This is a genomic window from Terriglobia bacterium, assembly GCA_035712365.1.
Taxonomy (GTDB): Bacteria; Acidobacteriota; Terriglobia; order UBA7540; family UBA7540; genus SCRD01.
The window spans coordinates 169,081-183,630 of record DASTAW010000015.1 but is presented as its reverse complement, the minus strand read 5'-3'; the positions used below and the strand labels follow the sequence as shown (position 1 = coordinate 183,630).

Below are 14,550 nucleotides of genomic sequence, written 5' to 3'. Positions count from 1 at the left end.
AACCAAAGGCAAGAACCGCAGGCCGCAAGGGCCTGCGCTACCCGGCTACTCACTAACCACTAATCCCTAACCGCTGCCTCACTCGTACCTCAGCGCCACCATGGGATCGACTTTGGCGGCGCGGCGGGCGGGAATGTAGCAGGCCGCGAGCGCCACGGCGATCAGAATCATCGAGACGGCGACGAACGTCAGCGGGTCGGTGGGCTTGACGCCGTAGAGCAAGCTCGTCAGGAATCGCGTCAGCGCCAGCGCTCCGGCGATGCCGACGGCAATGCCGATCACCGCCAGCTTGAGTCCATGTCCGATCACCATCCTCAACACTTGACCCTTCTGCGCTCCGAGGGCCATGCGAATGCCGATCTCGTGGGTACGCTGGGTCACCGAGAACGCCATCACACCGTAGATCCCAACCGTTGCCAGCGCAAGGGCAATGAGGGCGAAAATCCCCAGCAGAAGCAGGTTAAAGCGCCGCGGGGCCAGCGACTCCGACAGGACCTGTTGGAGCGCGGCCACGTGATAGAGCGGCTGGTCGGGATCGATGTCCCTGACCTGGGCGCGCACCGCGGAGACGATGCTGTCCGGCTCAGCGGTGGTGCGGACGGCGAGTTGCATGGAGTCGTCCGGCGATTGGAGATAGGGCACGTAAAACTCGGCCTCGGTGTCCTGGCTCAAGCCTTCGTGGCGGGTGTTGCCTACTACGCCGACCACGATCAGATTATCGCCGAAGAGCGGGAACTGTTTGCCGATGGGGTCCTCTGACGGCCAAAGGTGGCGCGCCAAGGTCTCGTTCACCACCGCAACTTTCAGCGCCTGCTCGTTGTCGTGGCCGGTGAAGGTGCGGCCTTTAAGCACCGGAATGCCAAGCGTGTAGAAGTACCCCGGGCTCACCTTGAGCCGCGATATCATCACCCTTGTGGAACTCGAGAGCGCCACCCTCGGCAGAAGACGGTTGAGGGGCATCATCAGGAAGGTTTGATATGGACTGAGCGGCAGAGAATCAGCGAGGGCCGCAGAGCGAACGCCCGGCAAAGACTCGACGCGGCGCAGGACTTGCGAGAAGAACTCCGATTTCTGCCGGGGCGCCGGGTATTGCGCGTCCGTAAGGCTGAGGTCCATGGTCAGAACGTGTTCCGGCACGAAGCCTGGGCTGACCTGGAGGACGCGATAGAAGCTCTTGATGAGCAGGCCGGCGCCGATCAGTAGTACCAGCGCGAGGGAAAGTTCAGCCACGGCCAGTGCTCCTCGAAGCCACCCGCGGCGGCCGCCGGAGCTTGCCACCTGAGCGCTTTCCTTGAGCCCTTCGGCAAGGTCAGAACGCGTGAGGGTAACGGCAGGCGCAAGACCGAAAAGGATTCCAGTGAAAATCGAGGCGGCCAGCGCAAAAAGCAGAACGTTGCCATCCACTTTGGGCGCCGCCACCGCCAGGATGCCGCCTCCGGGGCCCGCCGGGATGAGGCGCGCCATGGCATCGACGCTCCAGGCCGCAAGCAGCAATCCCGCCACGCCACCGGCCACCGCCAGTGTCACACTCTCCACCAGGAGCTGCCGGACCAGGCGCCAGCGCCCCGCGCCGAGGGCGGCCCGCATCGCCACTTCCCGCGTCCGGGCTGAGGCGCGCGTCAGCATCAAGTTGGCGACGTTGGCGCAAGCGATCAGCAAGACCAGGCCGACTGCCCCGAGCAAGGTCAGCATGGCCGGGCGCAGGTTCCCCGCCAGGTGTTCGGCGAGTGGCACCACTTTGAGCTCGCTGGCCGGCGGGGCCGTGCGGCCACTCGCAGCCGCCTCCGGGCGACCTGAAGTGTCGTAGCGCAATCGGCCACCGGGACCGCCGGGCCCTGGATTCCGCATTGCGCGATCCCGCCGAGCGGGACCGCCTTCGCCCCCGGCCAGCATGGGTTCGCCGGACGGCTGCGCTCGTTGCCGGATTTCATCCAGGTCGGCCCGGGCGGCAGCGAGCGAGACGCCGGGCTTCAACCGGCCGATAATCCGAACCAGTCTTTGGGACTGAGTGCGAAGCCGCTCACCGGCCTGATTGAGAGCCAGCGGCAGCAGGATCTGGGCATCCGAATCCCCCGGGAAACGGAAGCTCGCCGGCATCACGCCCACCACGGTGTAGGGTGCGGTGTCGAGGTTGACCGTCTGGCCCAGCACGTGAGCGTCGGAGCCAAAATACTGCTGCCAGAAGGAGTGCATCAGGACCACCACGTGAGGCCCGTTCGGCTGGTCCTCATTCCCGGTGAAGGCCCGCCCGAGTTGTGGCTCCACGCCCAGAGTGGCGAAGAAGCTGGCGCTTACCTCCGCGCCCTGGACCCGTGCTGGCGTGCCACGGCCGGTGAGATTGAAGTCGGCGGACCCGCCGCCCCCGGAGCCCTCCGCCCTGGCTCCCCTGTCGTAGGCGGCGATCCGGTCCAAAGTGTGGCTCTGATCTTTCCAATCGACGAAGTCTCCGCCAGTCGCGATTTCGGCCTTAAACGCCGGAATCGATTCGGCAATCCACACCAGCCGGTCGCTGTGCGGATAGGGCAGCGGCCGCAGCACCACGGCGTTCACAACACTAAATATGGCAGTGTTTGCGCCGATGCCGAGCGCCAGAGTAAGAACCGCGACGATCGTGAAGCCCGGGTTGCGGCGGAGCTGGCGGAGGCCGTAGCGAAGGTCCTGGAGCAGGGTTTCGAGCCACTGGAAGCCCCAGGCCGAGCGCACGTCTTCCTTGATCTGCGTGGTATTGCCCAGGGCGCGGCGGGCGGCGTAGGCGGCTTCTTCGGGAGAGACGCCGGCTTCCTGCTGCTCTTCCGCTTCCAGATCCAGATGGCCGCGCAGCTCGCGCTCAAGCTCCGCCTCGCGCTGCCGCCGCTCGCCCCATCGCCAGAATTTCATGTCGCACCTCGTTTGCTGCCGCTTCCGGTGTAGCGCGGACCTGCGATTTTGAGGTCCGCGGTTCGTTCGTCAGCTATCAGCATTCAGCCTTCAGCAAAACTCGCAGACCGCAACCCCGGCGGTCGCGCTACGGGCTCGCTGGCGCGATTTGAAATCTCAAATTTCAGATTCCAAATTTCAGACCCGAAGCCCATAACTCAGGACCCTGACCTCAGAACCATGAGAACCATGAGAACCATGAGAACCAGTGGTCAGTGGCTAGTGCTTCGTGACCAGCCGGGCCGCGAAATCTCAAATTTCAGATTGCAGATCCCATAACCCAGAACTCAGAACCCAAAAACACAAAAGCCATTCGTAACTCGTAATTTGTAATTGTGGTTTCCGCCTGCTTTCATCCTTTACACTTCATACTTCCTTTCGGTCGCTCAATCACCCAATCGCTCAATCGAAAATCACAAATGGCGCGGTAAACGCGCCGCTACAGCAAAGCCCGCAGGCCAGGGGCCTGCGCCACCGAAACCCAAAGGCAAGAACCGCAGGCCACAAGGGCCTGCGCTACTACTCATATCGCAGCGCCACCATGGGATCGACCTTGGCGGCGCGGCGGGCGGGGATGTAACAGGCCGCGAGCGCAATGGCAATCAGAATCAGCGAGACGGCGATGAACGTGAGGGGGTCGGTGGGCTTGATGCCATAGAGCATGCCCGACAGGAAACGCGTCAATGCGAGCGCGCCTGCAACGCCGAAAACCAAACCGATCAGTATCAGCCTAAGCCCCTGCGCAACGACCATTACGAACACATCTTTTTTCTGGGCGCCCAGTGCCATCCGAACACCGATCTCTCCGGTTCGCCCCGCTACGGTATACGCAAGCAAACCATAAACCCCAAGGGCTGCAAGGAGGAGGGCTACCCCGCCGAAAAATCCCGCGAGTTTCGCCATCAAGATTTCGGTGCGGATGGAGTCTTCCACCTGAGCAGTGAACGGCCGGGCCTTTACCGGAGCTCCCGGCAACAATCTGCGGGCGACACCCTCGACAGCGGCGGAAACCGCGCTGAGAGACCCGCGCGCGTGAATCTCGAAAGTTCCAAACGCCACGCGGCCCGGCGGTTGCTGGAAGAACGGAACAAAGACGCACGGCCTCGTCGGCTGGCTCAACAGGTAGGGTACGAAATTTGCCGTCACGCCGACGATTTCCATATTCTGCCAAAACGGCGACTCGGCCACGGAGACGCGACGGCCAAGAGGTAGCCCGTTCGGCATGAACCGTCGCACAAATTCCTGATTGACGATCGCCACCGGCGGGGCGCCAACGTCGTCGCGAAGCTTGAAGTCGCGGCCGGCGACGAACGGAATTCGTAAAGCTTCAAAAAATCCGGGAGAAACGGCAAAGAATGCGGGGTTCTCGCCACTCTCTGGCCGCCCGTCTACGAGCACGTCTTGCGACCAGTATCCTCCGGAGATGGGCGTGTAGTTCGAGACACTCACTGCCTCCACTCCATTTAATTGGGAAATCTCTTCCAGGCCATCGCGGAGGACAGAGTAGACCGCTTTGTCACCTTGCGGGCCGACGGCCCGAAGAGCATTACGAGCGTTTACATCCAACAACAGTACTCCTTCGTCCTGGAAACCGGGATCGATCGCCTGAAGTTTTTGTAGGGTGCGAATGAAGAGTCCGGCGCCGATGAGGAGCAGAAGGGACCACGCCACCTGGACGGCGACGAGCATGGGAACAAGCCCGGCACCTTTTTGGGGAGACGACTGCCCGCCGCCTTTCAAGGCCAGCGCCGGAGCAATCGAGCCCGCCCGAAGCGCCGGCGCCACCGCAAACAATAACCCCGTGAGAATCGTGACACCCATCATGAAAACCAACACCTGCCCGTCCAGACCCACGGGAAGAAGGATAGGATAGGACGCGTTCGATGCGAGCCGCAACAGGAGCGCGCCGCCGATTCGCGCGACCAGTAATCCAGCGGCCGCGCCCATCACCGCTAAAAGAAGGCCCTCAGAGAGAAACTGGCGAATGATGCGTCCTCGGCCGGCTCCCACGGCGTGTCGCACTGCAATTTCATGGCGGCGCGCCGTCGAGCGAGCCAGCAACAGGTTGGCGACATTGGCGCAGGCCACCAGCAACACCAGGCCGGACAGCGCCATGAGGACGTAGAGTGGCTTCGCATACTGATTTCTGAGGGGCGTCCAACCTGTGCCGCCTGGCTCAACGTCGAGGGATGACGCGAGCATGGCCTGGAGGCGCTTAGGCGGCGTCTTCGGAGTGACAGAGACCGCGGCCATTGGCGGCCAGATAACATGGAGGCGGGCGCGAATCTGATCAGGCGTGAGATCATGCGCGGGCCGTGCCACAACGCGGATGAAGTAGTTGCCCGCTTCAAGCAATCCTGCGTCGTAGGGATTCAGTTGCCTTTTGGCCTCAAAGGCCATCGTCAGATCGGCAACCGCGCCAACATCCGCACCAGTAAATCCTGGCGGCTCTACACCCACGATGGTCACCGGATGGCGTTCCACGATCAATGTCGAACCAACTGCTCGCGGGTCGCGATGAAAATTTCGTTCCCAATAGCCGCTGCTGATGACGGCGACGAGCGGAGCTCCGGGCTGGTCGTCTGCAGGGGCCAGCAACCGCCCCGCGGCAGGCTTCAACTCCAGCGCAGGAAAGAAGCCTCCGCTTACCCATTCGCCGGGAGTCTGGACGGTCATGCCGCGCAGCCCGACGTTAAAGGGGTTGGCGCAGAATCCGCCCAGATTTCGAAAAACGTCCTTCCGTTCCGAAAGCGCCCGAATGATGGGATAAGAGAAGCTATCGCTCTTTATGCCGTTTACCGTAATGTCAACTTGCAACAGTTCCTGTGGATTCGGCACGGGAAGCGAGCGCAGTAGTAGCGCCTGGATGACGCTGAAAATGGCGGCGTTCGCTCCAATGCCGAAGGCAAGAGTGATGACAGCGACGGCCGTAAAGCCCGGATTGCGGCGAAGCTGGCGGAGGCCGTAGCGCAAGTCCTGGAGCAGGGTTTCGAACCACTGGAACCCCCAGGCCGTGCGCACGTCCTCCTTGATCTGCGTGGTGTTGCCCAGGGCGCGGCGAGCGGCGTAGGCGGCTTCTTGGGGAGACACGCCCGCGGACTGCTGCTCTTCGGCTTCGAGCTCCAGATGGCCGCGCAGCTCGCGCTCAAGGTCTGACTCGCGTTGCCGCCGTCCTCCCCGTCGCCAGAATTTCATATTGCACCTCGTTTACCGCGGCTTTCGGAGTTCGTTCGTCAGCCATCAGCATTCAGCCTTCAGTAAAACTACTCGCTCGCTACTCGCTCAGAACCCAGAATTCATAATTGATTTCAATCGCTCAGTCATCAATCGCAAATCACCAATCGCAAATGGCGCGGTAAACGCGCCGCTACAGCAAAGGCCGCAGGCCAGGGGCCTGCGCCGCCAGAACCAAAAGCAAGAACCGCAGGCCGCAAGGGCCTGCGCTACCGCCTCACGAAAGAAAGCAGATTCCTCGGGCCGATCAAAAACATCAGCCCTCGGAAAGACGCTATGCTTTGCGCCCCCATTTCATCCTTATAATTCAGAATTCATAATTATTCTTGCGCCGTTTCCATCACCCGGCCAATGGAGGCCACGAGCCGCCTCCACTTTGAGTGCTCGGTGGCAAGCTGCTTTTTGCCGGCGGGCGTGAGCCGGTAATATTTGAACTCGCGCTTGCGGCCCCGGGGCATTTCCCACCGTGCCGTCACCCAGCCTTTGCGCTCGAGGCGATGGAGCGCGGGATAAAGCGATCCGTGCTCGACCTGCAACACGTCATCGGTGGTGCGCTGGATGTGTTTGGCGATTTCGTGCCCGTGCGCGGGGCCGAGCACCAGCGTGCGCAGGATCAGCATGTCGAGCGTGCCTTGCATCAGCTCAAGCCGGTTGGCAGGTTCTCTCGTCTCTGGCATGGTAGATATCCTACCCTAACGAGGGTAGACATTCAACCATTATTTTTTTATGGGCGGATTTCAGTCGGTGAGTCGGTGAGTAGCGTGGACCTCCGATTCTGAGGTCGGCGGTCCTTCTCCCAGGAAAACCCGCAGACCGCAAACGCGGCGGTCTGCGCTACAGTGGCAATCGCGCCACCGGACACTAACCACTAACCACTTACCACTGCTGTACTCTCCGCGCCATGATGGGTTCGGGCCTGATGCCGTTGTTGCGCGGAGCTAGAAGGATGCTCATTTCATGCTCGTGGTGGTCCCGGACGATCGCGAGCGTCACCTTGTGCTGCTGGTTCGCCTGGGACTGGAGCGCCCATTCGAGTTCCGCCATCGATCCGATCTGTTGCGAGCCCACGCGGACGATCACGTCTCCCGCCTTCAATCCTGCCGCGCTTGCGGGGCTCGACGGGTCCACGCGGCTCACCAGCACTCCCTTGCCCTGCTTCACTCCAAAGAAGCGGGCGAGCTGCGGCGTGAGATCGTCGCCGGAAATCCCCAGGGAGTTTTCGGGCGCCGGGAACGGATTGCTAAAGGGCTTGGATGGCGACGGCATTTCACCCTGCGGCCCCGGCTCGATGAAGGGTTCCACTTCACTCGGCGGTTGCGGGTTGTGGTTGGGCAGCGGGCCCAGATAGAAATGGAATTTGGGTATCACCGGCGGCACCGGAATGATCTTTCCCTTCGGCACAGGCTCCACAAACGGCTCCGGCGTTTGCGGCTCTTGCAATTCCGGCCCTATCCAGGTCTTGAATTCGGGGATCTCCGGCGTTTCGAGCAGCGCGCTCGGCCCGCGCGCGCCGATTTTCACCTCCAGCGTTTGCAGCTTTCCCTGGCGGCTGATCTGGACGCTGACGGTACGGTCGGGCGGCGTTTCTTCGATCAGCCGTTGCAGTTGCGCCGCGCTGCGCACGCGCTGGCCGTCAAATTCCATAATGACGTCATTTTTCTGGAAGCCGGCTTTTTCGGCGGGGCTGCCGGCGATCACTGAAATCACAATCGCTCCGGTGATGTGCGGAAGTTTCAGCTCCTTTGCGGTTGCCTCGTTGGTGTCCGTGACAACGAGTCCCAGCCAGCTTTCGTGGCCGGGGTTGAGTAGGGAGTGGATCGATTGCGACGGCTCGTCGGATTTCCCGCTGGCCGCATAGGCCGCAACGCAAGCCGTCAGCACGCTGAGCGCGATCAAAAAGCCCGCCCAGGGCCAGATTCTATTTTTCGTCATTTCTGCCTCCAGCCGGCGGGACAGGCGTTTGGGGCGAGGGTGAGGAGCGCGAACCTCCGATTTTGAGGTCCGCGGTTTGGTTCGTCGAAGCTCCGGCGCCAGAGTCCGCCGTTGTTCCGGTGATGACTTTCCGGTGTCCTATTATATCGCCGCCCCGCGCCGGCGGCGCGGAAGAATTATGAAGGATGAAGGATGAAGGATGAAGGATGAAGGATGAAACAAACCCCGCCCGCGCCTCGTTTCGGCGCACTTGCCACTTATTGCTAACCGCTACCCACTGTTTTCCTTGACATGCGTTTTGCATGGAAGTATGCTGAGTACATGGAAAGCATGGTCCAGATTCGCAACGTGCCGTCCGAGCTCCACCGCGAGCTGAAGGCGCGTGCGGCGCTTGAAGGGATGTCGCTCTCTGAGTACCTCCTGCGCGAGATCCGCCACCTGCTGGAGCGCCCGAGGCTGGAAGACCTCCAGCGGCGGCTGGCGGCCCGGCGGGCGGTGCGGCCGCGGCCCTCTACCGCAGCCGCCGTGCGGGCCGAGAGGAACAGCCGTTGATCGTCGTTGACGCCTCGGCAGTGCTGGAGGTTTTGCTGCAAACCCCGGCGGCTGCGAGAGTGGGCGGGCGGATCTTTGCAGCGGGCGAGACGCTGCACGCGCCGCACCTGCTCGATCTGGAGGTGGCGCAGGTCCTGCGCCGCTACGCTCGCTCCGGCGTGTTTTCAGCGAAACGGGCCAGCGAGGCGCTCGCCGATCTTGCTGACCTGCCGCTCAATCGCTATCCACATTTGATCCTGCTGCAGCGCATCTGGCAGCTCCGCCATAACGTAACGGCGTACGACGCGGCCTATCTGGCTCTCGCCGAAGCGCTGGACGCCCCGCTGGTAACTCGTGACAGGGCGCTGGCTTCGGCTGGCGCCAGGGTGCGGGTCGAAATTATCTGAAAAGGCTTTGCGCTTGCCGCGAGAGCAATTTCAAATCTGAAATTTCAGATTGCAGAGTCCCGCAAAACGTTTTATTCAGGCAAGGTTTCCTTGAGAATTCTTGAGCGGCGTGATCTCCTGGACGTGGATCGTCTTGCCATTCAGGGCCAGCGTGCCCTTCGCCTGGGCCCGTTGATTGTTGAAACTCGCAGCCCTGGACTGCTTGTCGAGCCTGAGGTGGAACGTTACGGCGGCGGAAATTATGAACGATGAAGGATGAAGGCTGAAACAAACCCCACCCGTGCCTCGTTTCGGCGGGATTGTCACTTATCGCTAACCACTAATCACTAACCACTGCCTTGGCAACAACCGCAGGCCACGAGGTCCTGCACCGCTGACGGCGTAGCGGCGGCTTGATGCCGCCAGTCCGAAAGAACCGCGGCGGTCGGCGCTGCTGGCTTATTACAGAGACTCCCCGGCGGAACGTCCGGGAGATCCAATCCTTACGACTTACCGATCAGGACGCCGGCGACGAAGACGAGCGCGCCGCCCAGCAGCACCTGAACGGCGGCGGAGATTGCCGGGGTATCCATGTAGCGATGGCGGACCCAGGAGATGGTGACGAGTTCCACCAGCACCACCAGGATGGCGACGGTGATCGCCAACTGAAAATTTCCAATCAGGAAGGGCAAGGTGTGGCCGATGCCGCCGAGGGTGGTCATCAGCCCGCACACGCCGCCTCGGAGCCACGGATGGCCGCGCCCGGTGAGGTTGCCGTCGTCTGAAAGCGCTTCGGCGAAACCCATGCTGATGCCCGCGCCCACCGAGGCAGCCAGGCCCACCGCAAAAGCGTCGTGGGTGCTCATGGTGGCAAAGGCGGCTGCAAAGATGGGCGCCAGCGTGGAAACGGAACCATCCATCAACCCGGCAAGTCCCGGCTGGACGATTTGGAGAAGAAACAGCCGCCGCTGCGCTTCTTCCTCCCGCTCCTTTTGCCCGCCGCCCAGAAATTGGCGCTCCAGCGCCTGGGCGCGCTTCGAGTGCGCGCGCTCCACCTGCGCGAGGTCATCGAGCAGTTGCCGGATGCTGACGTCGGTGGCGCGCCGGGCGGCGCACTCGTAGAAGCGGCGCGTTTCCACTTCCATGGCGCTGATCTGGTTTCGAATTTTCTGCAGGTTGAGCGGCTGGACCAGCCAAACGGGCCGCCGCTGCACAAAGCCCTTCACGTCCTGACGGCGAACCAGCGGAATGTGTTCGCCAAATTTCCGCCGATAGAGTTCGAGGAGACGGTGGCGATGGCCGGATTCTTCCAGCCGCATGCCTTCGAACACCTTTGCGGAGGCGGGGAAATTCTCCCGCAATCCTTCGGCGAGGTCGGCGTAGACACGTTCGTCCTCTTCTTCCAGAGAAATGGCCAGCGCCAGGATTTCGCGCTCGGAAAGGCTTTTGAAGTCTCTCATGAGAGATTCTCCTCCAGAACAACGGCAAGAGCCGTAAATCTCGCGATGAATGCGCCTGCGGCACGGCAATTTGCAATCTGAGATCTCAGATTTCAGATCGCAAGAGCCACAGGCCGAGGGCCTGTGCCACCAAAACCAAAGCCGGCCTGTGCCAGCAAATCCAAAGCCGGCCTGTGCCACGCACAACTGCACATCCTCAGATCACCGGGGTGGGCGTCGAAAGCGCGGTCAGCACCTCTTTCATCTCATGCCGGCAGCCCTCCACCTGGTCCCAGGGCCCGGTCTCATACTCGAGCGCAAAAGTGCCCTTGAATCCGTTCGCCAGCATGATTCTGACCGACCGCTGCAAATCATTCTTATCGCCCCAGCGGTCCCAATATTTGGCGTGAACGTTGGTGTGCGAGTAGGGCGCCAGCGCCTTGAGTCCGTTGAACAACATGTATTCCTGCTCCCAGTTGGCGAAGTCGGGAGAAGCCTCGCAATAAGGATGGTTCACTTCATCCACGATCGTGCGAATGTTCATGGGGTCCGCGGCAAGGCCCCAATGGTTTTCGAGCGTCACCCGGACTCCGTAGTTCCCGCCGAAATCGGCCATCTCCTTAAACGACTCGATGGCCGCCGCCATCATCGGCACGATGTCGATATTTCTCGGATAGCCGTCGCCCGGCCCGCGCGGAACGGCGTTGGGCCGAATGCTCGGACCCAGCGCCCTCGGGGAGTTCATCCGCATCGATTTCATGCCCAGGACGGACAATCCCTCGATCCATCGCTTCCCCATCGCCACTCCCGCCTTGCGAAGCGCGTCCTTTTCGGGCGTGCCGTATTCCGCCAGGTTCGTCGGCGCATTGTTGGAAATATGCTGCACCTTTACGCCCGCCTTCGCGCAGACCGTCGCCAGCTTGTCCAGCCATTTTCGCCCGGAAGGACTCAGAGGATCGAATCCGCTATCCGCCGATCCCTCAGGAAAGTACATGCTGTCGTCGGCAACATCGCCGAAGAAGCCCGAAAACAGATCCATATGCGTCACGCCCGGAAAAGTGTCCCTGGTAAACTGGGGGAAATCCAGCAGCGTGATTTCGCCGTACTTCGCTCTTTGCTCTGCCGGCGTCGGGACCTTTGCCCGCGCCGCGGCGGCAGCCTTGGCCACGGCGAGAGGTCCGGCGGCATTGGGATTGTTCGCCAGGTCCTCCTCCGACTCCGCGGCATGGGCGCGCCTCGCCCCACGGGCCGCTCCGCCACGTACGGCTCGTCTATAGGGCCGGGTCTTAAACAAGTTGCGCACTCCAAAAGAGTTGGAGGCAATGCGCTCCAGGTTGAACTTTTCCACATCCACGTTCGCCTGCGCCCTGACAGCTTGCTCCGGACTCAAGATCATGCCGGCCGCGGCCAGGCCCGCCCCAGAAGCTTTAAAAAAATTGCGGCGGTCGAGGGTCAATCGCTCAATTACATTTTTGTCGCCCATAGAGTTGTCCTCTCCTCCCGAAAATGCCCACGGCTTCCGCTCGGACATAAACCGGAAATAACGTTTTGGCCTCAGGCGATTGAGAATATACATCGGCGTGGGCGGAGACCAGCACATTTTTTCTGCCGGCGGTCACATCCACTGCCCGCAGGCCCTCCGCAAGCCCCGAAAAATCGCCGCCGGGGCTTCCAGGCGCCCTATTCGTTTGCGCAACTGTGGTTATTGATGTTGGAAACGGTCAACGGTTTCTGCGGCGCTTGCAAAAAAATGTAGGCTGAATGGAACGCGGCCAAATAGCGATTGGCTGTGCCTGATGACGCAGCTCAGAAACAGGGAGGGAAGATGGTGGTTCGTCGTGCTACTTGTAAGCGATGGCGGCGCTCGAAGGGCCTGCGAGGTGCATCACTTCAAAGCGGCGGAAACCAACTTCCGAGCACCAGCCACGGAAGTCCGCCCCGGAATAGTCAAACGCGTCGCCGAATTCGATGAGCATGTTCAAAGACATCAGCAGACCAAACAGATTCTCGCGACGGGCATCATCGATGAGGGCCTCAATGGCCACCAGCGCACCGCCCGGAGGAAGCGCTTCGTAAGCTGAGCGGATAAGCTGCATCTTCTTATCGAGGTTCCAATCGTGGAGGATCATGCCCATGGTGATGATGTCCGCCTTGGGCAGCGGGTCCTTAAAAAAATCGCCCGCCGCGGTGCCGACACGCCCGCTGAGCCCGGCAGCCGCGATGTGTTTCTGCGCGATCGGCTCGACCACCGGCAAATCGAAAGAAGTGCAGCGGAGGTGCGGGTGCTTTTTCGCAACTTCGATGCTGAGCAGGCCCGTCGCTCCGCCGACGTCGCACAGGGTCCTGAACTTCGAGAAATCGAATTTGGCGGCGAAGGCTTCAAAGTTGATGCGTGAAAGGCCGGTCATGGCGCCCATGAATTGTTCTAGCCGCGGCAGGTCCTGATAGAGTTCCTCGAACATCCCCTTCTGGCTGTGCTTGATTTCATTCTGCGGCAGCCCGGTGCGCAAGGCCTCGGGAAGGTCGTGCCAGAACCTGAAAAGCCGGTTGTTCAGCATCACCAGCCAGCCGCCGACGTATCGGGGGCTGCTGCGGTCGAGAAAAAGTGCGCCCGCAGGAGTGTTGAAGTACATCGCCGATGGGCCATCGCCCTCGCGATGGAGAAACTGCATCGCCACCAGCGCGTCGAAGAAATCACGGATACCCCGTTCGTGCAATCCTATCTCTGCGCCCAGTTTCGCTCCGGTCATGCGGCGATCGCCGAGCGTGGTGAAGACGTCCAACTCGACAGCGGTGAGGAGGACCTTGGAAGTCCAGAAAGCGAATGCCGCCTGGAGAATTGGACCAGGGTCAAGTTGTTGCGTCGAGTCTGCCATGGACCAGCAAGCCTCCGGATTTAGCGATGGGTTACGCCCGTCGGGCAATTCTACTACTTTTCTCAGGGTCTGTTGCAATCACGCAGTGGAACGTGGTGACTCAGTTTGCATCCCCTTTAGTGGTACGGCCATCTTGGCCGTGTTTTTTTGACCGAAGCACGGGCGAGACGCCCGTGCCACATTTCAAATCAAACTGAGTCACTACCATTGGAGCAGCAGAATAAACAATCCACCCCTCTCCGGAACTTACACCCATTTGCCAACCGCTGGACGTTTGCCATACAATGAACAGTCAACCGGAAAGACCCATCACCAACTCGTCTTCCCCAGGGAGCGCCGCACCACCATGGGCAAAATCACAAAGTACATCAGCTATCGCGGGGGCGAAGGCCAATGGTCGTGGCTGCTGCACCGCATCACGGGGATCGGCGTGTTTGTCTTCCTGCTGGCGCACATCATCGACACCGCGATGATCGGTTGGGGTCCCAAGGTTTATAACGAGACGATTGCGATCTACCGGCTCCCGGCGTTCCGGGTGGGGGAAGTGGTCCTGGCCGGGGCCGTGCTTTACCACGCGCTGAACGGCATTCGAATCATCATCATGGACTTCCGGCCGGAAACGATGACGGCGCAGAAGAAAATCTTCTACGCCGTGGTGGCGATTTTTATCGTGATCTTCGTGCCCGCCGCGATTTACATGCTGGCGTGGGTGGTGAAATAGGAGCAAGGGATGAATGGAGCGGGACGGCCAAGGCCGCACGGCGGCGTCGAACTTCTGGCATGGATTTTCATGCGCGTATCGGGCGTCGTTTTATTGTTCATGGTCCTCATACACCTTGCCATCATGCACATCATCAACAACGTTGAAGTGATTAATTACCATTTTGTTGCCATGCGCTATGCCACGCCGTTCTGGCGTACCTACGACGTGGTGATGCTTTGGCTGGCTTTCATCCACGGGCTGAACGGCGTGCGCGTGATGATTGTTGATTACGTGAATCCGGGCGGCTGGCGGGTGTTTTCTCTGGCTTCGCTGTACGTGCTGGGATTCATGTTCCTGGCGCTGGGTTCCCTGGTGATTTTGACTTTCAATCCCGCGAAGCCTTTTTAGGAGGCCCCACGGCAAGTCTGCAAGTCATGAAAAGGCAAAAGCAGATTCCTCTCCCGCTTTGCGGGATCGGAATGACATGATAGGACTAATACTCAGAGGCGGAGAGCAGAGATCTGAGGATTACG

The 14,550-nt window shown here is 60.9% G+C and carries 12 protein-coding genes; 5 read left to right on the top strand and 7 right to left on the bottom strand.

The annotated features are described in order from the left end of the window. Positions 1–78 precede the first annotated feature (78 nt). The 4 genes from VFQ24_04500 to VFQ24_04485 form a co-directional block, all read right to left on the bottom strand. Positions 79–2,877, bottom strand: coding sequence for an ABC transporter permease (locus VFQ24_04500; GenBank protein ID HET9177600.1), 2,799 nt, complete (start codon positions 2,875–2,877; stop codon positions 79–81). A gap of 558 nt (positions 2,878–3,435) precedes the next feature. Then, positions 3,436–6,111 carry an ABC transporter permease gene (locus VFQ24_04495; protein ID HET9177599.1) on the bottom strand — a complete coding sequence of 892 codons (2,676 nt, stop codon included), beginning with the start codon at positions 6,109–6,111 and terminating at the stop codon, positions 3,436–3,438. Positions 6,112–6,470: 359 nt separating this feature from the next. Beyond that, entirely contained in the window at positions 6,471–6,827 is a 357-nt protein-coding gene (locus VFQ24_04490) for a PadR family transcriptional regulator (GenBank protein HET9177598.1), read from the bottom strand. A gap of 199 nt (positions 6,828–7,026) precedes the next feature. After that, a complete protein-coding gene (locus VFQ24_04485) occupies positions 7,027–8,082 on the bottom strand; it encodes a PDZ domain-containing protein (GenBank protein ID HET9177597.1) in 1,056 nt (351 codons plus the stop codon). A gap of 291 nt (positions 8,083–8,373) precedes the next feature. On the opposite strand from VFQ24_04485, the gene VFQ24_04480 reads away from it, so the two are divergent. The 3 genes from VFQ24_04480 to VFQ24_04470 all read left to right on the top strand — a co-directional run bounded on the left by VFQ24_04480 (position 8,374) and on the right by VFQ24_04470 (position 9,272). Next, entirely contained in the window at positions 8,374–8,634 is a 261-nt protein-coding gene (locus VFQ24_04480) for a hypothetical protein (GenBank protein ID HET9177596.1), read from the top strand. After that, complete coding sequence (locus VFQ24_04475) at positions 8,631–9,020, top strand: type II toxin-antitoxin system VapC family toxin (GenBank protein HET9177595.1); 390 nt, start codon at positions 8,631–8,633, stop codon at positions 9,018–9,020. The genes VFQ24_04480 and VFQ24_04475 overlap by 4 nt, the downstream gene beginning before the upstream one ends. 90 nt (positions 9,021–9,110) lie before the next feature. Beyond that, the gene (locus tag VFQ24_04470; protein HET9177594.1) at positions 9,111–9,272 is read left to right on the top strand and encodes a hypothetical protein; all 162 of its coding nucleotides are present in this window, start codon (positions 9,111–9,113) and stop codon (positions 9,270–9,272) included. A gap of 230 nt (positions 9,273–9,502) precedes the next feature. Here VFQ24_04470 and VFQ24_04465 read toward each other — a convergent pair whose 3' ends face one another. From VFQ24_04465 to VFQ24_04455, 3 genes are all read right to left on the bottom strand, one after another. Further along, positions 9,503–10,459: a ferritin family protein gene (locus tag VFQ24_04465; GenBank protein HET9177593.1), complete on the bottom strand. Its 957-nt coding sequence runs from the start codon at positions 10,457–10,459 to the stop codon at positions 9,503–9,505. A 196-nt stretch (positions 10,460–10,655) separates the two neighbouring features. Next, a complete protein-coding gene (locus VFQ24_04460; protein ID HET9177592.1) occupies positions 10,656–11,921 on the bottom strand; it encodes a TIM barrel protein in 1,266 nt (421 codons plus the stop codon). A gap of 358 nt (positions 11,922–12,279) precedes the next feature. Further along, positions 12,280–13,314, bottom strand: a complete 1,035-nt coding sequence (locus tag VFQ24_04455) for a methyltransferase (protein HET9177591.1) — start codon at positions 13,312–13,314, stop codon at positions 12,280–12,282. Between the two features lie 274 nt (positions 13,315–13,588). Here VFQ24_04455 and sdhC point away from each other — a divergent pair, with 274 nt between their 5' ends. Both sdhC and VFQ24_04445 read left to right on the top strand, forming a co-directional pair. Continuing rightward, positions 13,589–14,035 carry a succinate dehydrogenase, cytochrome b556 subunit gene (gene sdhC / locus VFQ24_04450; protein ID HET9177590.1) on the top strand — a complete coding sequence of 149 codons (447 nt, stop codon included), beginning with the start codon at positions 13,589–13,591 and terminating at the stop codon, positions 14,033–14,035. 9 nt (positions 14,036–14,044) lie between these two features. Continuing rightward, positions 14,045–14,425 (top strand): succinate dehydrogenase, encoded by a 381-nt coding sequence (locus VFQ24_04445; GenBank protein HET9177589.1) that lies wholly within the window; start codon positions 14,045–14,047, stop codon positions 14,423–14,425. The last annotated feature ends 125 nt before the right edge of the window (positions 14,426–14,550 follow it).

Excerpts from the sequence above, each read along its gene's own strand:
- VFQ24_04455 (HET9177591.1), bottom strand. The coding sequence starts at position 13,314 with ATGGCAGACTCGACGCAACAACTTGACCCTGGTCCAATTCTCCAGGCG.
- VFQ24_04500 (HET9177600.1), bottom strand. The coding sequence starts at position 2,877 with ATGAAATTCTGGCGATGGGGCGAGCGGCGGCAGCGCGAGGCGGAGCTT.
- VFQ24_04480 (HET9177596.1), top strand. The coding sequence starts at position 8,374 with ATGCGTTTTGCATGGAAGTATGCTGAGTACATGGAAAGCATGGTCCAG.
- VFQ24_04445 (HET9177589.1), top strand. The coding sequence starts at position 14,045 with ATGAATGGAGCGGGACGGCCAAGGCCGCACGGCGGCGTCGAACTTCTG.
- VFQ24_04495 (HET9177599.1), bottom strand. The coding sequence starts at position 6,111 with ATGAAATTCTGGCGACGGGGAGGACGGCGGCAACGCGAGTCAGACCTT.
- VFQ24_04490 (HET9177598.1), bottom strand. The coding sequence starts at position 6,827 with ATGCCAGAGACGAGAGAACCTGCCAACCGGCTTGAGCTGATGCAAGGC.
- VFQ24_04460 (HET9177592.1), bottom strand. The coding sequence starts at position 11,921 with ATGGGCGACAAAAATGTAATTGAGCGATTGACCCTCGACCGCCGCAAT.
- VFQ24_04485 (HET9177597.1), bottom strand. The coding sequence starts at position 8,082 with ATGACGAAAAATAGAATCTGGCCCTGGGCGGGCTTTTTGATCGCGCTC.
- VFQ24_04465 (HET9177593.1), bottom strand. The coding sequence starts at position 10,459 with ATGAGAGACTTCAAAAGCCTTTCCGAGCGCGAAATCCTGGCGCTGGCC.